18 protein-coding genes are annotated in these 26,308 nt (G+C 62.1%); 10 read left to right on the top strand and 8 right to left on the bottom strand.

What is annotated here, in order from left to right; translation table 11 throughout:
* Positions 1-98: 98 nt before the first annotated feature.
* The gene (locus tag ACWKWX_RS09390) at positions 99-971 is read right to left on the bottom strand and encodes an NAD(P)-dependent oxidoreductase (RefSeq protein WP_483827582.1); all 873 of its coding nucleotides are present in this window, start codon (positions 969-971) and stop codon (positions 99-101) included.
* Between the two features lie 106 nt (positions 972-1,077).
* Here ACWKWX_RS09390 and ACWKWX_RS09395 point away from each other — a divergent pair, with 106 nt between their 5' ends.
* The 8 genes from ACWKWX_RS09395 (at position 1,078) to ACWKWX_RS09430 (ending at position 13,284) form a co-directional block, all read left to right on the top strand.
* On the top strand, positions 1,078-1,932 hold the full coding sequence (locus ACWKWX_RS09395) for a LysR family transcriptional regulator (RefSeq protein WP_483827583.1): 855 nt from the start codon (positions 1,078-1,080) through the stop codon (positions 1,930-1,932).
* A gap of 60 nt (positions 1,933-1,992) precedes the next feature.
* Positions 1,993-2,601 (top strand): dTMP kinase, encoded by a 609-nt coding sequence (locus ACWKWX_RS09400; protein WP_483827584.1) that lies wholly within the window; start codon positions 1,993-1,995, stop codon positions 2,599-2,601.
* 132 nt (positions 2,602-2,733) lie between these two features.
* Entirely contained in the window at positions 2,734-4,407 is a 1,674-nt protein-coding gene (locus ACWKWX_RS09405; protein WP_416424327.1) for an AMP-binding protein, read from the top strand.
* Positions 4,408-4,458: 51 nt separating this feature from the next.
* Positions 4,459-6,312, top strand: coding sequence for an ABC transporter ATP-binding protein (locus tag ACWKWX_RS09410; RefSeq protein ID WP_416424326.1), 1,854 nt, complete (start codon positions 4,459-4,461; stop codon positions 6,310-6,312).
* A 271-nt stretch (positions 6,313-6,583) separates the two neighbouring features.
* Positions 6,584-7,711: an efflux RND transporter periplasmic adaptor subunit gene (locus ACWKWX_RS09415; protein ID WP_483827585.1), complete on the top strand. Its 1,128-nt coding sequence runs from the start codon at positions 6,584-6,586 to the stop codon at positions 7,709-7,711.
* A gap of 10 nt (positions 7,712-7,721) precedes the next feature.
* Complete coding sequence (locus ACWKWX_RS09420) at positions 7,722-10,865, top strand: efflux RND transporter permease subunit (protein ID WP_483827586.1); 3,144 nt, start codon at positions 7,722-7,724, stop codon at positions 10,863-10,865.
* Positions 10,855-12,261 carry an efflux transporter outer membrane subunit gene (locus ACWKWX_RS09425; RefSeq protein ID WP_483827587.1) on the top strand — a complete coding sequence of 469 codons (1,407 nt, stop codon included), beginning with the start codon at positions 10,855-10,857 and terminating at the stop codon, positions 12,259-12,261. Before ACWKWX_RS09420 ends, ACWKWX_RS09425 begins: the two co-directional genes overlap by 11 nt.
* 102 nt (positions 12,262-12,363) lie before the next feature.
* Positions 12,364-13,284 (top strand): LysR family transcriptional regulator, encoded by a 921-nt coding sequence (locus ACWKWX_RS09430; RefSeq protein ID WP_483827588.1) that lies wholly within the window; start codon positions 12,364-12,366, stop codon positions 13,282-13,284.
* A gap of 33 nt (positions 13,285-13,317) precedes the next feature.
* Here ACWKWX_RS09430 and ACWKWX_RS09435 read toward each other — a convergent pair whose 3' ends face one another.
* A complete protein-coding gene (locus ACWKWX_RS09435; protein ID WP_483827589.1) occupies positions 13,318-14,421 on the bottom strand; it encodes an alkene reductase in 1,104 nt (367 codons plus the stop codon).
* 237 nt (positions 14,422-14,658) lie between these two features.
* On the opposite strand from ACWKWX_RS09435, the gene ACWKWX_RS09440 reads away from it, so the two are divergent.
* The gene (locus ACWKWX_RS09440; protein WP_416424320.1) at positions 14,659-15,102 is read left to right on the top strand and encodes a nuclear transport factor 2 family protein; all 444 of its coding nucleotides are present in this window, start codon (positions 14,659-14,661) and stop codon (positions 15,100-15,102) included.
* A gap of 56 nt (positions 15,103-15,158) precedes the next feature.
* Entirely contained in the window at positions 15,159-15,803 is a 645-nt protein-coding gene (locus ACWKWX_RS09445; RefSeq protein WP_483827590.1) for a DUF2268 domain-containing putative Zn-dependent protease, read from the top strand.
* Between the two features lie 216 nt (positions 15,804-16,019).
* Here ACWKWX_RS09445 and ACWKWX_RS09450 read toward each other — a convergent pair whose 3' ends face one another.
* The 6 genes from ACWKWX_RS09450 to ACWKWX_RS09475 all read right to left on the bottom strand — a co-directional run bounded on the left by ACWKWX_RS09450 (position 16,020) and on the right by ACWKWX_RS09475 (position 26,271).
* Positions 16,020-17,291, bottom strand: coding sequence for an ImmA/IrrE family metallo-endopeptidase (locus ACWKWX_RS09450; protein WP_483827591.1), 1,272 nt, complete (start codon positions 17,289-17,291; stop codon positions 16,020-16,022).
* Between the two features lie 149 nt (positions 17,292-17,440).
* Positions 17,441-19,621, bottom strand: coding sequence for a DEAD/DEAH box helicase (locus tag ACWKWX_RS09455; RefSeq protein ID WP_483827734.1), 2,181 nt, complete (start codon positions 19,619-19,621; stop codon positions 17,441-17,443).
* 43 nt (positions 19,622-19,664) lie between these two features.
* Positions 19,665-20,960, bottom strand: coding sequence for an ATP-binding protein (locus ACWKWX_RS09460; RefSeq protein ID WP_483827592.1), 1,296 nt, complete (start codon positions 20,958-20,960; stop codon positions 19,665-19,667).
* Positions 20,957-23,365: a tellurite resistance TerB family protein gene (locus tag ACWKWX_RS09465; RefSeq protein WP_483827593.1), complete on the bottom strand. Its 2,409-nt coding sequence runs from the start codon at positions 23,363-23,365 to the stop codon at positions 20,957-20,959. The genes ACWKWX_RS09460 and ACWKWX_RS09465 overlap by 4 nt, the downstream gene beginning before the upstream one ends.
* Positions 23,366-23,964: 599 nt before the next feature.
* Entirely contained in the window at positions 23,965-24,969 is a 1,005-nt protein-coding gene (locus tag ACWKWX_RS09470; protein WP_483827594.1) for a DMT family transporter, read from the bottom strand.
* Positions 24,970-25,023: 54 nt separating this feature from the next.
* Positions 25,024-26,271 (bottom strand): TauD/TfdA family dioxygenase, encoded by a 1,248-nt coding sequence (locus ACWKWX_RS09475; protein ID WP_483827595.1) that lies wholly within the window; start codon positions 26,269-26,271, stop codon positions 25,024-25,026.
* Positions 26,272-26,308: the final 37 nt, after the last annotated feature.

Here is a 26,308-nt window from a genome sequence, read left to right on the forward strand (position 1 = left end):
GCTGCGTCAGCTTGGTCGCCCGCCAGGCCCGGCGTAGCAGCTGCCGCCAGGCTGCGTCAGGCACACCCCGGCGCTTATGACGCGGCCTTTGGCCGCTGCTACAGGGGTTCTGCGGCTGGCGGCAGGGCGCATTGGGTTGCCAACGCCGACCAATCCAGCTCCCCAAGGCCTGCGTCCACGCACGCCGCCATGACCTGCTGCACCCGTGCCGCCCCCGGCAATGCCAACCCTTCGGCGCCGGCGGCCTGCAAGGCCAGGCCGACGTCTTTCAAGCCCAGGCGCAGGGCAAACCCCGGCTCGAAGCGCTGCGCGACGATGTTGCCGGCGTAGCGCTGGTAGCTGGGGCAGGCGAACAGCGTCTGGGTGACCACCTCGGTGAACACCGCAGGCGGCAGCCCATGGCTGCGCACCAGGGCGCAGGCTTCGGCGATGGAAGCGATGGCCTGGGCGATCATCAGGTTGCCGGCGATCTTGGCGATACTCGCCTGGCGCGGCTGCGTGCCTAGGCGCCAGGTGTGCTTGCCGAGGGTGTCGAACAGCGGCTGCACCTGGGCGACGGCCTCGTCCGCACCGGCCGCCAGAATGTTCAACTGCCCCTGGCGGGCCACGGCAGGAATGCCGAACACGGGCGCTGCGACGAAACCGATGGTCGCCTGCCGATGCAACGTCTCCAGTTCACCGACCATCTGGGGGGAAAGCGTCGACATCACCACGTGCACCTTGCACGCGACCGAAGGGTGAATGACAACTGGTGCCACCAGCGTCTGCCGCACTGCAGCGTCATCGGCCAACAGCGTGATCACCACGTCCTGCTCGAACGCCTGCGCCACGCCCGCCAGGGCCCGCACCCGTCCTAGCCCCTCAAGCGCACCGGCGCTGCGGTTCCAGGCGCTGACTTCATGGCCTGCCTCCACCAGCACCGGGATGATTGCCCGGGCCATGCTGCCAATACCGACGATTGCTACTTTCATGGAAGCTCCGTTGCCTGTGCGTGTGCCGAGCATTGTCGGCGCCCGGCGCCTTGCTTGAGGACTGACAGGGGTGCATATTCGGCGTGCATTTTTGTAAGGGCGGCACATGAACTGGAGTGACATCAGGGTTTTCCTGGCAATCGCACGGGCCGGCTCACTGGGCGGCGCGGCGAAGGCGCTTGGCATCAGCCACCCCACGGCAGGCCGACGCCTCAAGGTGCTGGAGCAGGACAGCGGCGGCGCCTTGTTCCGGCGCGTGGGCGAGCGTTTGATCACTACCCAGCTGGGCGACTCGGTGCTGGCGCTGGCCGAGGAAATGGAAGCCAGCGCGCTGGCCATCGACCGCACCCTGGCCGGCAGGCCCCGGGAGGTGGAGGGCATCCTGCGGATATCCTCCGCGGACTGGTTTGCCGCCCATGTGCTCACGCCCGTGCTGGCCGAGCTGAGCCGTCGCTACCCCTTGATCGTGCCCGAGATAATGCCCGGGGCGCGCCAGTTCGACCTGGCCCGGCGCGAGGCCGACCTGGCGTTTCGCCTTGTGCCGTTCACCGAGCCCGACATTGTCCAGCGCAGGGTCATGAACATGGCCTACGGGCTCTACCGCAGTGCCCGCCACTGCGTGCCGTTCGACCCCGGGCAACCTGGCCAGGCGCTGATCCTGATGAACACCGCGCAGCTGCATTACCCCGACGTCGCCTGGCTGCAAGCGACAGTGCCGCACGCCAGGATTGTCGCGCACAGCAGCAGCCGGTCCGTGCAGGCGCAGCTCTGTGCCCAGGGCCTGGGCCTGGCGGTGTTGCCGCGGCCGGTCGGCGACAGCCTGGCGTCATTGACCCGCGTGGCCACCGCCGATCCGCCACCGGCGCGGGACATCTGGATGGGCTACCACCAGGACCTGCGCCGCAGCGACAAGCTGCGGGCCCTGGCCGACCTGGCCGGCGAGATGCTGGCCAGTGGTTAAGGGCGAGGGCGGGCTCGGCGTTTTGGTATAGTGCACGGCTGCCTTCCCAGGAACCGCCCCATGAACCGCCCGCTGTTTATCTCCATGGATGGCCCCAAGGGCACCGGCAAGACCACGCTGCTGGAAACGGTGACCCAGGCCCTGAGGGCCACCGGCCAGAAGGTCGTCCGCCTGTGCGAGCGCAATAACGATCCCTACCGGCGCGAGACCATGGCCCTGGTCAACCAGCTTGCTCGCCGGCCGTGCGCGGACCTGGAGTGGCAGGTGTGCGAGCGCCTGGCGCAGAGCCGCGCGTGGATAACTGCGCAGGTGCTGCCCAAGCAGCCGGCCGGCAGCATCATCCTCATCGACCGCTGGTACCCCTCCGATGCCGCATTCCGGCGGCTGGTGCCGTTCGCCGACATCCTGCGCTTGAACCTGGCGCTCGACGTGCGCGTGCCCGACCTGCACATCGGCGTGGTCACCACGCCTGAAATTTCCTGGGCGCGGGCCGCCGCGCGCAGCCGTGGCCTGGGCAGCACGGTAATCCTCGACCAGCAGGAGCAAGTGGCCTGCACCCAGGCGTTCGAACGCGCGGCCGCCGAGCAAGGCTGGCTGTTGTGCCGGAACGAGGGCAGCGTCGACGACGCGACCCGGCAGATAGCCGCCGCCATCAATCACCTGCTGTAATCCGTCGCGTCAGGCTTGCGGCGGTTTGACAACAAATCTGCATTCCGTTTACGTTAACGTCACATCTGCACAGGTGGCACATCAAGCAGGAAGCGACATCAGCACACAATAAGCACAACAAAGGTTTACGCCATGAACCCGCTGAGCTACTCCCACGGATCGACACACCCTCCACTGTTCAACCAGACCATCGGCGCGGTCTTCGATGCCACCGTCGCGCGGTTTCCCGAGCGGCCCGCCCTGGTGGTCCACGACCAGGCCGTGCGCTGGTCATGGGCCACGCTCAAGGCCAACGTCGACCGCCATGCGCGGGCGCTGATGGCCCTGGGCGTCCAGCCGGGCGATCGCGTCGGCATCTGGGCCTCCAACCGCGCCGAGTGGTGCCTGACCCAGTTCGCCTCGGCCAAGGTCGGCGCCATCCTGGTGAACATCAACCCGGCCTACCGGGCCAGCGAGTTCGAATACGCGCTGGCGCAGTCAGGCTGCAGCTGGCTTATCGCCGAAGCCGCGTTCAAGTCCTCCGACTACCACGCGATGATCAACCAGGTGCTGCCCGAGCTGGCCGCTACTGCGCCCGGAACCCTGTGCATCGAGCGCCTGCCCAGCCTGCGCGGGGTAATCAGCCTGGGCGCCGAGCCGCCTGCCGGCATGCTCGCCTGGGCGGCGTTGCAGCAGCTGGCCGAGTCGGTCAGTGACCAAGCGCTGCAGGCCCGCCAGGCCGCGCTGCAACCCAGCGACCCGATCAACATCCAGTACACCTCGGGCACCACCGGCGCGCCCAAGGGCGCAACGCTCAGCCACCATAACATCCTCAACAACGGCTTCCTGGTGGGCGAAAGCCTGGGCCTGTGCGAACAGGACAAGGTGGTGATCCCGGTGCCGCTCTACCATTGCTTCGGCATGGTCATGGGCAACCTGGGCTGCATGACCCACGGCAGCACCATGATCTACCCCTGCGCAGCGTTCGACCCACTGAAGGTGCTGGAAGTGGTGGCGGCCGAGCGCGCCACCGCGCTGTACGGCGTGCCCACCATGTTCATCGCCCAGCTGGACCACCCCCGGCGCGCAGCGTTTGACCTGTCCAGCCTGCGCACCGGCATCATGGCCGGCGCCGCGTGCCCGGTGGACGTGATGCAACGGGTGATGGAACAGATGCACATGGCGCAGATCCAGATCGCCTACGGCATGACCGAGACCAGCCCGGTGTCGCTGCAGACCGCGGCCCACGACGAGGTGGACAAGCGCGTGGCCACCGTCGGCAAGACCCAGCCGCACCTGCAAAGCAAGATCGTCGACGCCAGCGGCGCCATCGTGCCCAGGGGCGAGGTGGGCGAACTGTGCACCCGCGGCTACAGCGTGATGCTCGGCTACTGGGGCAACCCCCAGGCCACCGCGGAAGTGCTGGACGGCGAGGGCTGGATGCACACCGGCGACCTGGCGACCATGGACGCGCAGGGCTACGTCAGTGTGGTGGGGCGCATCAAGGACATGATTATCCGCGGCGGCGAGAACATTTACCCGGGCGAGATCGAAGCGTTCTACCGCGGCCACCCTGCGGTGGCGGACATCGCCATCATCGGCGTGCCCGACCCCAAGTACGGCGAGGCCCTTGTGGCCTGGGTGCGCTTGCATCCTGCCCAGCATGCAACGCAGGAGGCGTTGAAACTGTGGGCCAGGGAGCGCATCGCTCATTACAAGATTCCGCGGGACTTCACCTTCGTCGAGGCGTTTCCCCTGACCGTCACCGGCAAGGTGCAGAAATTCAAGATGCGCGAAATCACCCTCCAGGCGCTAAAACTCGGCTAAGCCCACCGTTAGATGGCAAAATTGCCGGGAACCGATGATTTGGAGACCCCCATGCTGCGCGTGCTTGAACGATGGCTAGACCCTTTCCCACCCGATGAGCTGCCACCGCCGCCCGAGGGTCTGGCCCGGTTCATGTGGGCGTGCACGCGCGGCGCGCGGGGCTACGTGCTGGCGCTGGCGCTGCTCAGCGCCGGCGTGTCGATCTACGAAGCCTGGCTGTTCTCCTTCCTCGGCCAGGTGGTGGACCTGCTGTCCACCTGGCAGGCCGGTGGCGACGCCGCCGCGCAAGAGCGCCATGTGCTGTGGGGCATTGGCCTGGTGCTGCTGGCCAGCATCGGCCTGGTGGGGCTGCGCACGATGGTCCAGCACCAGGTGCTGGCCATCAACCTGCCGCTGCGCCTGCGCTGGGACTTTCACCGGCTGATGTTGCGCCAGAGCCTGTCGTTCTTCTCCGATGAATTCTCCGGGCGGGTGACCACCAAGGTCATGCAGACCGCGCTCGCCGTGCGTGACGTGCTGTTCACCATCATCGAGATCGTGCCGGGCATCGGCGTGTACTTCATCGCCATCATCGCCCTGGCCGGCGCCTTCGACCTCAAGCTGGTGCTGCCTTTCATTGCCTGGATCGTGCTGTTCGGCCTGGCCATGCTGTACTTCGTGCCGCGCCTGGGCAAGGTCGGCCAGGAACAGGCGCACGCGCGCTCGTCGATGACCGGGCGCATCTCCGACGCCTACACCAACATCACCACCGTGAAGCTGTTCTCCCACTCCAAGCGCGAGGCGCAATTCGCCCGCGCCGCCATGGAAGACTTCAAGGACACCGGCTTCCGGCAGATGCGCCTGGTGAGCCAGTTCGAGATCGTCAACCAGACCCTGGTGGTTGCGCTGATCATCGGCGCCGGCGGCTATGCCCTGTGGCTGTGGCACCAGGGCCAGGTCGGCACTGGCGCGGTGGCGGCGATCACAGCCATGGCCCTGCGCATCAACGGCATGTCGCACTGGATCATGTGGCAGATGACCTCGCTGTTCGAGAACATCGGCACCGTGCAGGACGGCATGGCCACCCTCACGCGCGGCCCCAAGGTGCAGGACCGCCCCGACGCCGGCACCCTGGTCACCCGCGGCGGCGCCGTGACCTTCGACCACGTCAGCTTCAACTACAACGGCGAACGCCAGGTGCTCGACGGCCTGAGCCTGAACATTCGCGCGGGCGAGAAGGTCGGCCTGGTCGGCCGCTCCGGCGCCGGCAAATCAACGCTGATCAACCTGCTGCTGCGCTTCTATGACGTCGACAGCGGCACCATTCGCATCGACGGCCAGGACATTGCCCACGTCACCCAGGACAGCCTGCGCAGTGCTATCGGCATGGTCACCCAGGACACCTCGCTGCTGCACCGTTCCATTCGCGACAACATCGCCTACGGCCGCCCCGACGCCACCGACGCGCAAATCCGCACCGCCGCGGCCAACGCCCAGGCCGATGGCTTCATCGCCCAGCTCAGCGACCGTGACGGCCACTCTGGCTACGACACCCTGGTGGGCGAGCGCGGCATCAAACTGTCCGGCGGCCAGCGCCAGCGCATCGCCATCGCCCGGGTGATGCTCAAGAACGCGCCCATCCTGCTGCTGGACGAAGCCACCAGCGCCCTCGACTCCGAGGTGGAAGTGGCCATCCAGGAGAGCCTGGACGAGATGATGCAGGGCAAGACCGTGATCGCCATCGCTCACCGGCTGTCGACGATCGCGGCGATGGACCGGCTGATCGTGATGGATGAGGGGCAGATCATCGAGCAAGGCTCCCACGCCGAGCTGCTGGGGCGCAACGGGGTGTATGCGCGGTTGTGGCAGCATCAGAGTGGTGGGTTTTTGGGTGAGGATCGTGGGGTGGTGGAGGAAGTGGAGTAGGGGGTCGTGCGCCTTGGACGCGGCCTTTGGCCGCTGCTACGGGGATACGACCAAAGGCCAATTATGGAACTCAAGGCTCTAATGAATGGAATTTCACCCAATTAATCTATTTCAGGACGAAGGCTAGAATCCCGCCCCAGCCGTGTGGCCACGCCTGCTGAAGGCCATCACGTTCAACCTTCACACCCATACCCACCTGCGCACGAGCCCGGTTTTTTCGGGCTCGCGCATTCGTGCACCTTGACGAATGCCGCGGGGTCCTGGAGCTTCCATGAAAAGATTATTTCCCCTCGCGCTGGCAGCGGGCCTGCCGTTGTCGGCGCTGTTGCTGGCGGGGTGCAGCCCCTCCCAGGCGCAACCCAAGGCCGCCACGGCGGTGAAGGTCGGCTACTACGAGGTGGCCGCCGCGCCGCTGACGCTGACCACCGACCTGCCAGGCCGCACCGCAGCCCTGCGCGTGGCGGAAGTCCGGCCGCAGGTGGCCGGCATCCTGCAGCGGCGCCTGTTCACCGAGGGCAGCGAGGTCAAGCAGGGCCAGCCGCTGTACCAGATCGACCCGCGCACCTACGTCGCCCAGCAAGCCCGCGCGCAGGCCAACCTGCGCAGCGCCCGCAACCTCGCCGAGCGCTACGGGCGCCTGCTGCAGGCCCACGCCGTCAGCCAGCAGCAGTACGACGACGCCGTCGCGGCCTGGAAGCAGGCCGAGGCCGACCAGCGCGTTGCCGACATCAACGTGCAGTACACCCAGGTGCTGGCGCCGATCACCGGGCGTATTGGCCGCTCGGCGGTGACCGAAGGCGCGCTGGTGACTGACGGCCAGAGCAGCGCCATGGCCACGGTCAACCAGCTCGATCCGATCTACGTGGACGTCACCCAGCCCGTGACCCGCCTCCTGGCCCTGAAGCGTGCGCTCAAGGCCGGCGACTTGCAGAGCGCTGGCGCCGACCAGGCCGAGGTAAGCCTGACCCTCGACGACGGCAGCGCCTACCCCTTGAAGGGCACCTTGAAATTCTCTGAGGTCAGCGTTGACCCAGGCACCGGCTCCGTCACCTTGCGCGCGGTGTTCCCCAACCCCGAGCGGGCGTTGCTGCCCGGCATGTTCGTGCACGCCCAAGTGAAGGAGGGCGTGCGCGAGCAGGCCCTGCTGGTGCCCCAGCAGGCCATCGTGCGCGACAGCCGCGGCGTGGCCACCGCCTGGGTCATCACCGCCGACAACCACGTTGAACAGCGCGACCTGCAGACCCTGCGCACGGTCGGCAACGCCTGGCTGGTGGACAGCGGCGTGAAGCCGGGCGAGCGGGTCATCACCGAGGGGCTGCAGTTCGTGCAGGCCGACTCGCTGGTGGACGCGCAGCCAGCGGACAACGTCCAGCTGCAGACCGCCCTGACGGCAAACTGAGAGGTCGACCATGTCCCGTTTTTTTATTGATCGACCGATCTTCGCCTGGGTGATCGCCCTGGCCATCATGCTCGGCGGCGTGCTGGCGATCCACGGCCTGCCGGTGAACCAGTACCCCAACATCGCAGCGCCCGCGGTGCAGATCACCGTGACCTACCCGGGCGCCTCGGCGCAGACGGTGCAAGACACCGTGGTGCAGGTCATCGAGCAGCAGCTCAACGGCCTCGATGGCCTGCGCTACATCAGCTCGGCCGCCAACAGCGACGGTAGCGTCGAAATCACCGTCACCTTCGACCAGGGCATCAACCCCGACATCGCCCAGGTGCAGGTGCAGAACAAGCTGCAACTGGCCACCCCGAACCTGCCCGAGGAGGTGCAGCGCCAGGGCATTCGCGTGGTGAAATACCAGGCCAACTTCATGTTGCTGGTCAGCCTTTATTCCAAGGACGGCAAGCTCAACTACGGCGACCTGGGCAACATCATCGTCTCCAGCTTCCAGGACCCGCTGTCCCGCACCCAAGGGGTGGGCGACTTCTTCGTCTTCGGCTTCCAGAACGCCATGCGTATCTGGCTCGACCCGGCCAAGCTCAACAGCTACCAGCTGATGCCCAGCGACGTGACGGCCGCGATTGCGGCGCAGAACGTGCAGGTGTCCTCCGGCTCGATTGGTGGGCTGCCGACGCGCAAAGGCGTTGAACTCAGCGCCACGGTCATCGGCAAGACCCGCCTGCGTTCGGCGGATGAGTTCAAGGAAATCCTGGTCAAGGTCCAGCCCGACGGCTCGCAGATCCGCCTGAAGGATGTGGGCGAGGTGGTGCTGGGCAACGAGACCTACTCCTACGACGTCAACTACAACGGCAAGCCCGCCGCAGGCATTGCCCTGCGCCTGGCCACCGGCGCGAACATGCTGGAGACGGTAGAGCGCGTCAAGAAAACCGTGGACCAGCTCAAGCCGTACCTGCCGCCCGGTGTCGAGGTGGTCTACCCCTATGACACCAGCCCCTCGGTCAAGGCCTCGATCGAGTCGGTGGTGCACACGCTGTTCGAAGCCATCATCCTGGTGTTCCTGGTGATGCTGCTGTTCCTGCAGAACCTGCGCGCCACGCTGATCCCGACGCTGGCGGTGCCCGTGGTGTTGCTGGGCACCTTCGGCGTGCTGTACGCCTGTGGCTTCACCATCAACGTGATGACCATGTTTGCCATGGTATTGGCCATCGGCCTGCTGGTGGATGACGCCATCGTGGTGGTGGAGAACGTCGAGCGGCTGATGGCCGAGGAACACCTGTCGCCGCGCGAGGCTACCTACAAGTCCATGCAGCAGATCTCCGGGGCGCTGGTGGGCATTGCCCTGGTGATCAGCGCGGTGTTCATGCCGATGGCGTTCTTTGGCGGCTCGGCGGGGATCATCTACCGCCAGTTCTCCATCACCATCATCACGGCGATGGCGCTGTCGGTACTGGTGGCGCTGATCTTTACCCCGGCACTGTGCGCCACGCTGCTCAAGACTCACCCGGCGGCCGGCGAGAAGCAACAAACAGGCTTCTTTGCCTGGTTCAACCGGGTGTTCGAGCGCAACACCGGGCGTTACGAAGCCTCTGTCAGCAGGATTCTGCGCAACCCCCGGCGCACCTTCGTGGTGTATGTGCTGCTGTTGGTCGGCGTGGCGATGATGTTCCGCCACCTACCCACCGCGTTCCTGCCCGATGAAGACCAGGGGCTGCTGATCGTGCAGATCCAGACCCCGCCCAACAGCAGCGCCGAGCGTACCGAGGCGGTGCTGAACCAGGTGCGTGGCTACCTGCTGGACCACGAGCAGGCCGGCGTGGTCTCGGCGTTCTCCATCAGCGGCTACAACTTCGCCGGGCGCGGGCAGAACTCCGCCGTGGTGTGGGTGCGGCTCAAGCCGTTCGAAGCGCGCACCGGCGGCGACAACACGGCGAACGCCATTGCCCAGCGCATCACTCAATTCGCCAGCACCGTGAAGGACGCCAGCATCGTCTCGATCGTGCCGCCGGCGATCATGGAAATGGGCAACGCCACCGGCTTCGACCTGTTCCTGCAGGACAACGGCGCCCGCGGCCACGCCGCCTTGATGCAGGCGCGCAATCAGCTGATGAAGCTCGCTGCCAAGGAGCCGGCATTGGCTATCACCAGGGCCAACGGCCTGGACGACGAAGCGCAGTACCAGGTGACCATCGACGATGAAAAGGCCCGGGCGCTGCAAGTGTCCATCGAGGCCATCGACAACACCATGTCAGTGGCCTGGGGCTCGACCTACGTCAACGACTTCATCGACAAGGGCCGGGTGAAGAAGGTCTACGTCCAGGGCGAAATGGACGCGCGGCTGTCGCCCGAGGACTTCGACAAATGGTACGTGCGCAACGACGCCGGGCAGATGGTGCCGTTCTCGGCGTTCGCCTCGGGCCAGTGGGTGTACGGTTCGCCGAAGCTTGAGCGTTACGGCGGTATTCCGGCGGTGGAACTGCTGGGCCAGCCGGCACCGGGCTACAGCACGGGCGATGCCATGGCGGCCATCGAGCGGGTGGCCGCCCAGTTGCCAAGCGGCTTCGGGGTGTCCTGGACCGGGCTGTCATTTGAAGAGCGCGCGGCCGGTTCCCAGGCGACGATGCTCTACGTGCTGTCGCTGATGATCGTGTTCCTGTGCCTGGCGGCCATGTATGAAAGCTGGTCGGTGCCGGTATCGGTGATGCTGGTGGTGCCCCTGGGCGTGCTGGGCGCCGTGGCCGCCACCCTGGGCCGCGGCCTGGCCAACGACATCTTCTTCCAGGTGGGGATGCTGACCACCATGGGCCTGGCCGCGAAGAACGCCATCCTGATCGTCGAGTTCGCCAAGGACCTTCACGACAACCAGGGCCGCACCCTGGTGCAGGCCGCCACCGAAGCGGCACGCCTGCGCCTGCGGCCGATTATCATGACCTCGATCGCCTTCGTCATGGGCACGCTGCCGTTGGCCCGCGCCCATGGGCCAGGCAGCGGCAGCCAGCACTCGATCGGCACTGCCGTGGTCGGCGGCACCCTGGCCGCGACCTTCCTGGCGATTTTCTTCGTGCCGTTGTTCTACGTGGCGGTGATGCAGCTGTTCAAGCCCACGCCACGCCACGCCAACCTGGAAGGGGCCCGCCATGACGCCTAAGCCACTGCTGCTCGCCCTGGCAATGACCTTGGGCGGTTGCAGCCTGATCCCCGCGTACCAGCGCCCGGCCTTGCCGGTGCCCGCGCAGTTCCCCCAGGGTGGCTCTTATGCGGCGCCCGTGGCGGGCAGCGGCGCCCAGGTCAACTGGCAGCGCTTCTTCAAGGACCCGGCGCTGCACCAGCTGATTGACCTCGCCATCCGCCACAACCGTGACCTGCGCAAAGCCGTCCTTAACGTCGACGCCTACCGCGCCCAGTACCGCATTCAAGGCGCTGCACTGCTGCCGGAAATCGGCGTGGACGCCAGCGCGGGTCGCTCACGCACGCCGGCGGACCTGTCGTCCACCGGCCAGCAGCTGACCACCGGCAACAACAGCCTGCAGGTTGGCCTGACAAGCTATGAACTCGACCTGTGGGGCCGCGTGCGCAGCCTGGACAAAAGCGCGATGGAAACCTACCTGGCCAGCGAACAGCACCAGCGCACGGTGCAGCTGGCGCTGGTGGCCAACGTCGCCGTCGCCTACCTGACGTGGCAGACCGACCAGCAACTGCTCGGCGTCACTCAATCGACGCTGCAGAACTACCGCCACAACCTGGCGCTGGTACAAGCCAGCAGCGAAGCGGGTACGGCCTCGGACCTCGACGTGCGGCAAGCCCGCACGCTGGTCGACAGCGCCCGTGGCCAGCAGCAGGCCTACCTGCGCCAGGTGGCCCAGGACGTCAACGCCTTGCAACTGCTGGTGGGCACGCAGCTGCCGGCAGCGCTGCCCAGCGCCAGCCTCGACCAGCAGGTGCTGGCGCCGATTCCCGCCGGGCTGCCGGCGGCCAGCCTGCTGCAGCGGCCCGACATCCAGGCCGCCGAGCACCAACTGCTGGCCGCCCACGCCGACATCGGCGCCGCGCGCGCCGCGTTCTTGCCCAGCATCACCCTGACCGGCAGCGGCGGCACGGCCAGCAGCCACCTCAGCGGGCTGTTCGACAACGGCTCGGCAAGCTGGAGCTTCGTCCCGCAGATTCACCTGCCGATCTTCACCGGCGGCCGCCTGCAGGCCAGCCTCGACTACGCCAACATCCAGCAGGACATCGGCGTGGCCACCTACGAGCAGGCCATTCAGGCTGCGTTCCGCGAAGTAGCGGATGGCTTGGCGGCGCTGGGCACTTGGGACGAGCAACTGCGCAGCCAACAGGACCTGTTGCACACCGCCGAGGCGTATGCGCAGATGGCCCAGCAGCGCTATGACGAGGGCGTGGACAGCTACCTGGTGCTGCTGGATGCCCAGCGGCAGCTGCTCAGCGCACGGCAGCAGCTGCTGACCGGCCGCCTGGCCCAGCTCACGGCCCAGGTCCAGCTGTACAAGGCACTGGGAGGAGGGTGGTCGCCGCCGCCGGCCGGTTAACCGGTACCGCGCCCGGGCCTTGCCTGGGCGCATCCCTGGATTGGTGTATGATTTAGCGCTTCACAGGGCAAACGCCCACCTATTACAGCCTCGGATTCCACAATGCCCACCCCAAGCTTCGACGGTATCAGAGAGTTCGTGACCTGCGCCCGCACCCTCAGCTTCACTACCGCAGCCCTCGAACTGGGCGTCACCAGCTCCGCCGTCGGCAAGAGCGTCACCCGCCTTGAGGCCCGCCTGGGCGTCAAGCTGCTGCACCGCAGCACCCGCCGCCTCATCCTCACCAGCGAAGGCGAGGCCTACCTGGCCAGCTGCCAACGCGCCATGGACGCGTTGGCCGAGTCCGAGAGCTTCCTCACCACCGGCCAGCAGGAGCCCGTTGGCCGGCTGCGCGTCGACCTGCCCGCCGCCTTCGGCCGCCGGCACATCGTGCCGGCACTGATCGCGCTGTCGGTGCGCTACCAGCAGCTGGACCTGTCGGTCAGCTTCAGCGAGCGCCTGGTCGACATCATCAACGATGGCGTGGACCTGGTGGTGAGGATCGGCAATCTCAAGGACGACGGGGAAATTGTTGCGCGCAAACTGGGCAGTCAAAGCCTGCTGATCTGCGCCACCCCCGACTACCTGGCCCGGCGTGGCACGCCCCAGGTCGCCGAGGACCTGCTGCACCACGACTGCATCGTCGGCTGGCGCAACGGCACCCGCAAGACCTGGATGCTGCTGCAGCCCAACGGCAACGTGGTGGAGCAGGAAGTGTGCGTGAAGCACGAGATGGGTGACGGCGAGATGCTGCTGGACATGACCCTGGCCGGCGGCGGGCTGGCGCAGCTGCCCACCTGGCTGGTGCAGGACTTCATCGACCAGGGCCGGCTGGTGCCGGTGCTCGACGCCTATGCCGGCGCCGAAATGCCGATCAACGTGCTCTGGCCGCGCACGCGCTACATCCAGCCCAAGGTGCGGATGATCGTCGATGAGCTGGTGGCGCTGTCCCGGCGCGAGGCGAAGGTGTTTCGCCCGGATTGAGCAGGGGCCTGCACAGGGCAGCCCCCCGGTTGTTTACTCCGCTGCCGAATAGACCGGATAGTCCACATAGCCTTTGGCACCACTGTTGCCGTAGAACGTGGCGCGGTCCGGCGTCGCCAGCGGCCAGTCGTTGCGCAGGCGCTCAACCAGGTCCGGGTTGGCAATAAACGGCCGGCCAAAGGCCGTCAGGTCCAGCTCACCCGTCTCCAGCGCCCGCTGCGCCGAGTCCCGCGCAAACCCACCGGCAGCAATCAACGTGCCCTGGTACGACGCCCGGAACGTGCGGGCAAAGCCCTCCGGCATGCCCTCGGCACCAATGGTCAACTGGTCGCTGAGGTGCACATAGGCGATGTCGCGCTGCTGCAGCGCCTTGGCCACCTGCACCCAGGTCTCGGCTTCATCCTCGAACGCGGCCATATCGAACAGCCGGCCAAACGGCGAAATACGCACGCCGACCTTGCCCCGGCCAATGGCCGCAGCTACCGCATCAACGGTCTCCAGCAACAGCCGCAGGCGGTTCTCGATCGAGCCACCGTACTCATCCATGCGGTCGTTCACCGTAGGGTTGATGAACTGCTCGAACAGATAGCCGTTGGCGCCATGAATCTCCACGCCATCAAAACCCGCCTCGATAGCGCGCCGCGCCGCCAGCACAAAGTCCGCCACCACGCCCTTGACCTCAGCCGTCGTCAACGCCCGCGGCACCGACGCCTGCACCGGCCCCGGCTGCCCGTGCTCGTCATAGGCATACGCCATGGAATGGGCCGCCTGCTTGCCGCTGGCCGACACCGGCGCCTCACCCTCGGCCTGCAACGTGGTGTGCGACACGCGTCCCACATGCCACAGCTGCGCAAAAATCCTGCCGCCCTCGGCATGCACCGCAGCGGTCACCGTCTTCCAACCGTCCACCTGCGCCTGGGTGTACAGCCCCGGGTTGAACAGATAGCCGCGGCCCTGCAACGACACCGGCACGCCCTCACTGATAATCAGCCCGGCGCTGGCACGCTGGCGGTAATAGCGCTCGGTAAGCTCATCGGGCACCGTCGTCACGGCGCGGGCCCGGGTCATGGGCGCCATGACCACGCGGTTCTTCAGCTGGGTACCAGCCAAGGTGTACGGCGAAAACAAAATACTCATTGGGGTCTCTCAAGTGAAGCGCTGCGATGCGCTGACCCTGGCCACCATACGCACAAACAATGCGCAGATAACCGGGCTCCAAGGCCAAGCAGTCTGGAATGCGCGTCCAGAATCGCCCGGCACACTTCATCCTCCCGCGCTCAAGTGCCTGGAATCCAACCCGGATTATCTTTCCCCTGCGCGGGGTTACAGTGATCACCATCGAGCGTTGCTCGCACCATTAAGAGGTCAAACACGATGGACACCACACTCAAGGCACTGCTCGACCGCGAGGCAATTCGCAACCTGCGCACCCTGTATGCTCACCACCTGGACAGCAACAACATCGCCCAGCTTGACCAGGTGTTCACCGAAGATGCAGTGGTGGAAGTAACAGTTGGCCGAATGGAAGGGCTTGACGCCATTCGCGCCGGCTTGACGGACGCGTTCGCGCTGTACGACCGCGATCATCGGGGCAGCTACCCGTTCCTGCACGTGATCGCCAACCACTGGATCAACGTGACCGGGCCGGATACGGCGGAGGGGCGCTGTTACCTGGTGGATTTCGAGACGGCCAAGAAGCCTGACCCGAACCCGTTGTTGTTGCTGGGGGTGTATGCGGATGAGTACCGGCGGGTGGCGGGGGAGTGGCGGATCAGTTGGACGCGGTTGGAGGTTGTTTGGCCGGGGAGTGGGGAGTAGAGGCCCGTGAATGAAGGTATGCTGCATGGCTTACTCGTCAAGGACAGCGCACAGGAATGGCATCCCTAAATCTTCACTTCATAGACGCCCGCGGCCTACTGACCGACCACCGCGACTGGCTTCACGCGCGGTTGATAGCCACCCACCGTAAGGCGAGCGCGTTGCTACCGCTGGGCCCGCTGGATGTGATCGTGAAAGCCGGCGGCCAGGTTATTCCTGAAAAGGGGCACCTGGGATATTCGCCTGAGCCTGGGCTGATCTATTTGACTGTCGATCCAGCGAGTGACGTTTTCAGGGCGAATGAAAATGCCTCGCTTGAGCGGATGTTCGCGCATGAGCTTCACCATGCGGCGCGTTGGGATGGGCCGGGGTATGGGGCGTCGCTAGGCCAGGTTCTGGTTTCCGAGGGGCTTGCGGGTGTGTTTGCGCAGGAGGTGTGGGGTGGTTGTCCTGAGCCGTGGGAGCGGGTTGATGTGGAGGTTGTACGGCGGTATGTCGATATGGCGGCGGCCTGCTGGGACCGGGAGGATTATGGGCATGGGGCGTGGTTTTTTGGGGTGGGTGAGTTGCCTAGGTGGTTGGGGTATTCGCTTGGGGGTGAGTTGGTGAGGCGGTATTTGCGGGAGAATGAGGGGAGTAGTGCGGCGGGGCTTGTGGGGGTAGATGCTGGGGTGTTTCGGGGTGGGCTTGGGGGTATTTGATGGGTTTGGGTTCGGCGTTGGTTCTGCGGGGGGATTTGGCAGGTGCGGCTGAAGGTACCGGGATTTGTTTGCGCCTCCGATACTCAAAGCTGTTGGTTTCTTGATACGGCGATACAGCTGGCGCCAGTTTCATTCAACGATCGGTTACCTTCTGCAGTCGCTGATTAAATACCAAAGCAGTGTCCGGAATCAGTTGACCACTACAATAATCGCCAATCATGCTTCCACCAGTATTCCCAGCCCACGCAGACGAATTGCCACTGCTGTCTTCGAGACCTCGAAAAATCGGCTCAGCGCGTTGAGGATCAGGTGATAATTTTCTATATTATCCCGCTGATTATCAACGAAAAGGGCTCCGTGCCCTCGATTGCGGATACCATGGTGCTTAGCCAGAAGTGAAAACGCTTCCAGCAATTGCCTTTTGGGCATGAGCAGGGAGGAGGCAAAGGCGTTCGCTTGCCATTCTAGGCGCTCCAATTCGCTTCTTGGAACGGCGACATAATCAGTCCGATCAACATCCTTGGCACGTATGCTTTCCCGAGCAACGTAGCGCCCGTGTTTGAGATAGTGATGCCCCAGTTCGTGTGCCAATGTGAATCGTGTGATGTGGGCCTTTTTATTTGTGGAGAAGATTTTTATCTCTGTAGGCATGAATGTGATGCTCCCGAGCACGGAACTCGGTTCATCCAAGTAGCTTACGCTGAGCGCGCTAGCCGCACTGGTAACAACCCCATCCAGATCAACTGAACCTTGTTTATAGCATGCAGACCTCAAGACGTCCTCTGACAAGTCTTCAATCTCCTGCCGGGAGACGTAGGCGATTCGTAACCTTGGCGCACGTGGCGCCCGGATTCGCTCTAGGCTCGCGGCGTCAAACGCGCTAATCAGATCCAGCCCTAACCAGATGCCCTCCCAGGTGCTCGTATAGCCCCCAGGAGTTACACCGTAAGCGCCTGAAAGCGTTGGACGAAATTCTGGATGGGTCATTGCATACTCAATCCCGGCCCGTTTTCGCGACTTAGCGTTGCTCACGCCAGTGAGCAGAGCGCGAGCTAGTTCCCATTGGAATCCTTCGTCTAGGAAGTACCGAATCACGCTGAAACCGCGGTTCCTGGCAATATTGAGCGTTCCTGATTGAAAAGCGCTCGCCGACACGAAGATTCCCTTTGCGTTGAATCCCGCTACCTGTCCAATTTTTGCTCCGAACTCTTCAATGTCACCGACAGGAACCGTGCCGGCGTAATTCTTACACTCGACAAGGACAAGCAACGACGGTTTAGATTGACCAGGAATATAGACCTCAACGGCGATATCAAAAACGATGTCATCTTCTCGGTCACGGGAGTAGTAGCGTCGCTTTCTGAATATCGCGCAGTGCTCGGGTCTGCAGAAAAATCGCCCTTCATCAATTTCGCGGCTTAAGAATTGAAATACCTCCTCCTCGAAGATATCGCCCTTCGCGTAAGTACTGAGAACACTTGCTTCCATTTTGATAACAGAGATCCTGAGTTTGCTTGCGCCATGGGGCGCCCGGGCGTTCGAACGCCGTGAATAGGACGACCTCAATCTTGCGCGGCTCGCCCAACGTGGGACTGCATCAGGTAGCGGAGAGATACCCCGATAGGCACTGCCATTTGCTAGGTATGGGCTGACTGCCCGCGAGCGAAATGGGCGGCTCCGTCGATGTCCAGGTGTGTCGAAGCATATGACTTCATCAGTAGCTGATGCGGTAATGCCCAATCCCACTTTTCGCGCGCCAGATTTTTCACTTTCTTTAAGAGAAGATCAATCGACAATGGCGCGAGGCTCGCCACCTCAGCAAGCGCTCGTGAGGTGTCCTCAGGCGAGGCGTTGATTTCCAGAGCAAGTCCGGAAACCTGGCACTCGACACCGACGTGGCCAAGCATGAGAGCAAGAGCATCGTTGGTGTAATCCCCGCGCCAGGTCAGCAGGTTTGTTTTACTGGCGGAGCCGAACGTGCTGCAAGACGCCAGCCCCAGCGCCTTGAAGTTGGTGCGGGCCTCCTCCAGCAGCGCTTTGGCCTGATTGTCCAGGAAAGGGTAGAGCTCCTCCGAAGTCAGGACGGAATGCATCTCCTGCCGGACGCGGTCATGTACCTGTGCCCCCAGACCATCGAACTGAGGAGGTTCCCCACCGCGGGCGGCAGTCACGACGATGACTTTCGCCTCCTGATCAACCTGACTGACTTGCCATCGGCGCCCACCAAAGATAATCCGCTGCCCAACCGCGAGCGGCCTGCTGATGGGTACTGAACCAAGAGGTTTTCCGTCTTTTATGAGACGGAACTCCTCTTCGCTGGTAAAGGCGCTGTAGAACTCGTAGTGATTTATCAAGCGTTCGCCAACTTCTCCCGGTAACAGCAGACCCGAGCTGTCCTGGACGATCAATTCATTATTCCCAAGGGCCGTCAGTAGCCCTGCGAATTCCGCTTTCGAGATGCACGGAAAAACGCCGGTAGCTATCAAATTGCTCCAGAGCTGACCCGCGCTCGCGCCGCCCAATTGCGCAATGGTGGACAGGCACTGCTGCACAAGCGTGGACACGTGCAACCCCTCAGTCCGTGGTGGTTCAAACCAGTTCCCGATAAGCAGCCGGATCATTGCCACAGACTGTACGAGCGTTTCACGTAGCTGATCCGACAGGCTCGATTTCGCCGTCAGGGAACGCTCCGAGCAATACACCCTGAGAATGGCAGGCTCACCCGCCCTTCGACCTGAGCGCCCTAATCGCTGGCGCAAACTCGCAACGGAAGGCGGACAGCCGATTTGCGCAACCGTTTTGATGTTGCCTATGTCGATTCCAAGCTCAAGCGTAGTAGTGCATATCGCAGAGGCAGGCAGCCCGCCAGCCTTCAGTGCCCGCTCGGTATCCTCTCGGAGTTCCTTGGACAAGCTGCCATGATGTGGCCAGAACTCATTGACGACACCGTCCCGATCACAGAGCGAACGGAGGCGATCTGCATACCACTCCACGCCCTGTCGACTGTTGGGGAAAATCAGGTTGTTGCTTCCCCGCAGCACTTTGTACAGGTGCTCGGCGATCGCCATCTTCGTTCCAGCGCCAGTGTTTTCGTCGTCGTCGTCATCTTCGACGGGCTGTGCGGATGACTCGGCGTGCTGGCGCAGTACTTCTTCCATCGGGCGCTCCAGGTATCCGCGAACCTGCACGAGCAACTCTTGCCCAGACGACTTCGACTCAATAACCTTGACAGCCTGAGGTGTGGTAGGTCTCAGGAAGGACTGCGCCAATGACATGTCGCCTAGGGTCGCTGATAACCCCACCCGCGGCACGGTACGTCCAACCACCAGTTCAACACGCTGCATCAGGGACTGAAGCTGTTTTCCACGCTCACTACCAATGAATGCATGGAGCTCATCCACCACAATGTAACGAAGGGCGGTGAACAAGCCTGGCAGAGCCGTACCTCGGTTGACGAACAGCGCTTCTAGCGACTCAGGGGTAATCAGCAGCACTCCCTCAGGTGTCTTGAGAAACCGCTGCTTCCTACTCGCTGAAACATCCCCATGCCAAGCAACGACCGGCAGCTCCAGGCGCTCGCACAGGTGGCTGAGCCTGTCCCATTGGTCATTGATCAAAGCCTTGAGCGGGCTGATATAGAGGACGCAGCCCCGCCCACCTTCCTGATTGAGCAGGTGAGTCAATATGGGCAGGAAGGCCGCCTCGGTTTTGCCTGATGCCGTGGATGCAGCGATGATGACGTCCCTGTCTGCCTCCACAAGCGCCGGTACCGCCCATTCCTGCGCGTCCCGCAGTGATGTCCAGCCCTGAGACCACACCCACTGCTGCACATCCGGATGCAGGCGCTCGAAGGACGATGACTCAGAGTTTGAAGCTTGCGAGTTCATCGTCGGCCTCGACTGCAAGATCCTGCCTGCCTCCATCGTCCTGTGCCACCTCAACAGCACCTAGTAAAGCCCGCCATTCGGCCCCCGGGTTCTGCTCCAGGACAGCCAACAAGTTGATGAAGGCCGTTATCGTGGTACGGGGTGTGCGGAAGTACGCCTCCCCCAAACGGTGGTTGCAATGCGCCATGAACGCTGGGATAGCTTCATCGGGCAAAAGGTATTTCTCTGGATCCCCATAGCCGTAGACGTTGCGCAGCTTTTGCAGGAGGACGTAAAAATCTTCAGGCGTGAGACTGCTCAACCGAATAACCGGGCCGGACAGGTCGACCAGGCCCGTGCGGGCAAAGGAATTCTCGGCCAGACGTGATTGCAGGGCAGGGTAGCTGTACAAACCGCGTCGGGTGTCCATTAGGAATTCAGGGGTTCCACCCAAGACAAATCCTAGTCCTTCGGCGGAGCCCTGAAGCGAGTCATTCAGAATCCGCAGGATCTGCTCGTAATTAGCATTCCGCGCTTGGGTGTTGGCCAGTTTGTACAAGTTGACCAGCTCGTCAAGGCAGACCATCAGCCCGGAAAAGCCTGCCAACCGCACGAAGCGGGCGAGCAGTTTCAACTGATCGTACACGGATGCGTCGTCGATGATGGTACGCACCCCGAGCGCCGCGCGCGCGTCCGTCTTGGTCGTGAATTCCCCACGCAACCAGCGAATAGCATCGGCCTTCAGTTGCTCGTTGCCCTCCTCGAATCCCCGGTAGTAGGCCGCGATGACGTCCGCGAAGTCATACCCGTTCACCATCTCCGTGAGATCGGATAGATATTGTCGAATGACCACGTCGGTCTCCACGCCTTTGCCTTTTGCTTCCGCTTTGGCCTGGGAGATGAACTTTTCGACGATACCCTGCAAGGCGCCACCATCAGGCTTTGTGCGGGTGGCCATGTTCTTGGCTAGCTCAGAGTACAGTGAGCGAGCTTGTCCGCCAGAAGCATGCAGGCGCCGATCAGGGTTCAAGTCCGCGTGCATGGTGACTAGCTTGCGCTCCATGGCGATACCTCGCACGAGGTTCAGGAAGAAGGTTTTCCCGGCGCCATACTCACCGATCACAATTCGAAACGCCGAACCGCCATCCGCAAGACGATCAATATCCTTGAGCAGGGAGTCCAACTCTCCGGAGCGACCAACTTGAATCAGGTGCTGGCCGACACGTGGTACCACCCCAGCGCGCAGCGACTGGATGACCGCATCGCGATCTTTGGCTCGTATCGTCGTCATAAAGCTAGCTCGTCCAAAATTTCAGGGTTGATTTCGATGGGGTCGTCGCCTTCGGAGACCGGTATGTCAAAGCGCTCGAATGCCATGTCGTTGATGTTTTCCAGGGCTCCGTCCAGCATGAGGTCGAGATCGGCAGCAGCGTCCTCAAGCTCCGCACGGCTCCATTCTTTGCGGGACACAAGCAGGCGCAGGAATGCCGAGTGATCGATGTCCAGGCCGTAGAGAGTTGCGTCCTCGGTTTCGACCTGTGCCTCGGGCACTTCCTGCGGTTGTGGAGCGGGCGCTTCGACAGCGGTTTCGTCCACGAAGACGCCCGCGAGCAAGGCTGAGACCTCCGCGGTCTCACGCTGAAGGCGGGCGATCTTATTCATGTCGAGTGCAAACGCAGGTGCAGAGGCCGCCGGCGGATTAGAGGAATCGATTGATCCGGGTGCTGGCGCAGAGGTCACCGGTGAGGTACTTGCCGTCCCCGCAGCGGCTGAGTGAAGGTCGCTGTACACCGCTTGAGGGTCGAGGGAGAGAGCTTTGTAGACCCGCTCAAGCAACTTCACCTCCTGAGGACTCACTACACCGTCCGCCTGAGCCAGATGGGCGAGAAAACTGGCTAACTTGCGTTTGGCATCAAGACCAAGCGGCTCCAGCTTTTTCTTCAAGCTTGCAAGGGTAGGGGGCTGCTTGAGCTGAATGGCCAAATGAGCGCTCAGCCGACGACGATGCGCTGAACTCAAGTGATCCCAGGAATCAATGTGCCCTAAGAGCAGGCGGATCTCTTCAAGCGACGTGTCGCCATCGGCCGCGGCGACGGCGCTTGCCAGATCCAACGTAACAACCGCGGTGTTGTAGGCATCATCGGCACGTGCCGTACCCTCTGCCGACAAAATGGCAAACAGCGCAATCGTATCGTCCGCCTTTGGCGTTCGGGCACCTGACAGCACATCAGGCTCGAATCCGATGCTCAGAGATTCCAAGGCTCGCGCCAAAGCCAAGAGTTTGTCACGCGAAAGTATGCCGGCGAATTTGAAACGGCCAGAGAGCTCGCCAAAGCTCATACACACGGTATCCACACCCACGCTCTCCTTGAGCAATTCAAGCTCGGTCAGAGATGCGGCCGGCCAAAGCGTGGTAGGCAATTGGACTAATCCGTCCAGCGATTCGGCGCCCTCAGGGTTGCGCCCCAAGTAACGGCTGTAAGGGTCAAGAATGGCCGAGCAGTCATCGACGATCGTTTGAAGCTTGTTGCGTGTCCCAGAAGTGGCAGAAACATCAGGTAGGTCACCTAGCTTGACGGGGATTACATCCAGTCGTGACGAGGCAGGCCGATAAGCGATTTGCAGCTTGGTCTTATTGTTGGTCAGTACAATCCCGTTTGGATAGCGGCGGGAGTACTCCTCAGTGAACAACAGAGCGAATTTATCGCCACACCGCGTGACGGGCGTACGTCGCCCAATGTTGGGATCACTTAGCGCCCACGCCAGTGCCCAGGCCGAATTCAGTGGAAACTTGTCGACGGCCATTTGGCCCAATGCAATCCGTAGGGGCATCGATAGCTCGTAGGAGCCCGAGTAGTCTGTGCTTGGCGCCTGCAGATAGGTTCGCGGAGCGATTTCCCCTATGTTCAGGTGCTCCAGGAATCGAGATGCATAGCCCCTGAATGAGTGGTTCTGCCCATACAAGGCCAACAAGCGGCGCACCTCCTGCTCGATCACCGGTACTTCCTGGCGCGCCTCGACAACCTCAGATGTATCCACGAGGGCTCGACGTTCTAGCCCATAGAAAAATAGGAAGACGTTGCCAATATCAGCGTCGGGATCACTTCGCCCACCGGCCTGCCACTGAAGGTAGCCCCGCCGCGCTTCGGGAGAAATATCGTTGTATCGGGGCCAGTAGGACATGTGGCTTACGCTGATGTCGACCGCCGACTTGCGCACTTGCTGTGAGGCATCGATAAGTGAGGGCTCCTCGTAGCCAAACATCGGAGCACTCTGTGCAAAATATAAAAGCCCGCCTGGCAGTTTGAGGCCCGCAACCTCAATAACCTCGTTCAGCCCCAACCAACGCGCCTTAGCACGGCGCTCCGAGGCTGTTGGAATAGAAAATTTAAGGTCCGCTTCCGAACCAATCTGCACTCGATGAAAATCGGCCGAAACGGAACGTGCCGTACTGCCCTGCAGCTGTCGTGGCGCACTATGAGTCACGAGGGATGGTGAACCGTGTTGCGAACCAGCGGCAGCTGCCAGCGCCTTTGCCTTTGTCCTCTGAACCAGCCAGACAAAAATAGCCAAGGCCGCAACGATGCCAATCACGACCCATGCTGGTTTAGGTACCCGTGCCAATAAGGCCAATACGATGATGATGGGGAGGGCTCTCCCCAGACCAGCACCGCGCCCTTTTCGCTTCCGTGCCATGGCTGTATTCCATGAAAAAATAGTGGCTTATTACCAGTATTGCGGATTTGCGACTCGGGGCCAAGTAGCGCGACTGGGTGAGCCGCCATACGGCAAGCTATGTTGAGATAAGGTGCAGATTCTCGATGCAGCCCAAAGTACGATCACCTTGGGAAAGACTGACTAGCCACGAAGAGAACATTTGTACTCATGCAGTACGTAACTGCTTGTCTGCTTCACAGCGATGAAATCAGCCTATATGTCACCGACGTTTCCGCTAAAGTCTATGTCGCTGCCGTTTCAAACCGGGCATGTTTGCATCGCAGCAGCCATGACAACCCGCCAAAGGAGCCGAATGGTTACCGGAGGTGGACTACATGACCACGTACCTCTCCCAGGCTCCTGGTTCGCCTGTACACCTGATTCCGAGTGGACTTCAGCGGTGGGGCTCGCCGCCCTGGTCATCGCACTAATGGCAGCCACGAACCAGTTCATTTGTCCGTAGCGCCCCGACAGCACCATTAGCTAGGCGTGATCACCGGACGCTTACCTCTTGCCCGGAATAACCTGTGCCTGTACACGATGCGCTAGAAGGAAACCCAGGGGCAAACCGAAGGTTCTTACCGCACCCGATCAACGTGGGTTACACCAACCAGAGCACAGCCTTCCGGTCGTTTCCGACTGAACGCACCGACTCCTTTCACCACCCCGAGGACGATAAGGCCAATGCCAATTGCTTCTGGCACTGTCGGGTATCGGTGGTGAAACGCCAGGCCCAAACAAGTCGCAAACACCATCTCCATTGAGAGCAGTTGGCTGGCCAAGGTAATCGGCAGGCGCTGGGAGGCGATTGTCCACGCGCCGGCTCCAATAATTGATGCAACTACGGCAAGCATGGCCGCAGGGAGCAAGAGATGGGTAGCGGTATTGATATCCAGATGGAGGCCCGCCTCGCCAATCGTGAATACACCCAGTTGCATCCCTAGCGGGATAGCGACTAGGGTTTGGACACTGCCTCCGATCATCATCAATGCTGTCCAGACCCAAGCGTCCATGGATGGCCGCCGGGCTAGGGCCTTTTGGTTCGCCAAGCCGAACCACGTCCAGAGTGCCACCGCAGAAATGGATGCCGCAACGCCCAACAAGAGCGTCGAAATGGGCGTATGAACCGGGAGCGTAAGCGTTTGAACGTTCACCAGGATCAGGCCGGTGGCAGCCATGCCAAAGGGAAGGTAAAGGTAGCGCCAAGGCGTACCGCCACCCAGGTTTCCGCTGATCGCAAGTATTACCGGAACAAGACCGAGAAATGCGGGAGCGATGACTGGCCCGGCGTAGGTCGCGGCGATCATCACCGCCATGAAATAGCCTACATAGCCAATGAAGCCGATGGCTGCTGCTGCGACCCAGTCTTGCAGGACCAAGCCACGCACGCCCTTGCTGCGGATGGCCAGAATCGACACGCCGATTAGCCCCGAGATGATGAATCTACAAGCGGCCAGGTCGTAAATGGTAAAGTCGCCAATCACCAGCGGTGCGACAAAATTCATCGACCATGTCAACGCCGCAAAGAGGGCCGCGGCTATTCCCACGGTTGATGTACTGCTAACGCCAAGTGATGGGTTCATGGGCAAACTCATTCGGAGGTAAGAGATGCGGCGACGGGCTGCTCAAGCGATTTTCTATTGCTTACAGGTGCGCGCTAAAACAGCGATCCTGCTCTTCAATTCGGAAGAGTCCAGATAGCAACCTTGGAAAAAACGGTCACCGCTCGAAGTGTCAAACCCATTCCTGCCGTGCAAAATCCGCCTGTTATTGAAGGCCAGCATTTCACCGGGTTGAAGTTTTATTGTGATGAGGTGATCAGGATGCTCCAGTTGCGCCACAAACAGCCGGATTGCCTCTCGCATCTTTTCCATTCGCGAAGGGGGCACGTCCAGTGGAGCGGAGGTGCTATTGGACCAGTTTATGTACCGGGGTATCTTGTGATGATCACACTCGATCAACGGGTGCCTGGCCGTGTAATCACTATCGGCATCCTGAAAGCGATAAGGTATTGTCTCGGAGCACAGGATGTTGTACGCGTCCGGATGGGATTCTTTAAGCTTGATGGCTACTTTCAGGCCATCTGACAACAGCGACTCCCCACCACTTGCTGAATTAATTCGACAATGAAGCAGCTGAAACCCTGGTGGGAGTTCGTAATGCGGCATGTCCGTGTGCAGGGGTAAGTGGTATGAGGTATAAGCATTGCTATTGGGGTTGGGCTTGGAGCGCACGTCGAAGCTGAATCCAAAGTTGCTAGAACGGATCACTCCGATTTTCTGCCCGAACTTAATGCACGCCCCGTCCTCATTCGGCACCCCGCTGACAACTGACCATCCCATTTCGTGCATATTCGATAGCCATTTGAAGAAGTGTTCTTCGTTGTCCATTAACGACTGCCAGTCTCCGCGCAATGGTTCGCGGCCTTTGCTGATGGGCGTGGCTAAAGTATTTCCCGGCTCTGGGCTTGAGGTGTAACAGTGCGCTCGCAACCAGCCCGGGGTGTAGAGGCTTCGATGGCCAGCGTCGGTCGATTGTTGATTTGCGGTCGGCCAGATTATTGCCAAGGCACCGTGACTATCGAGGCTGACTGATAGTGGTTGTATCGTCACGGGAATGCTGAGCGGATGAATGAGACGCTCCATGGATGTTGGGTGACGCGAAGTAGGGGACGGGCAGTTTTCCCGCAACCAGCCATGATGAAAATAACTAAGATGACCGTCGTACCAGGTCACGGCCACATGGGAGGAACTTACTTCGTACGACTGAATCCGGTCGTGCGAGCCATAGTTTTTCAGGTCTGCCATGGCGTTCTGGTGAAACGCGCCGTCCAGAGGCAAAGCTGCATTTTCTGTTCCGCATTGCTTTGCGATTACTGATTTCATGAGTCACACATCCATTGTGAGAGTAAGAGAACCGTCG

The organism is Pseudomonas imperatae (assembly GCF_057128625.1).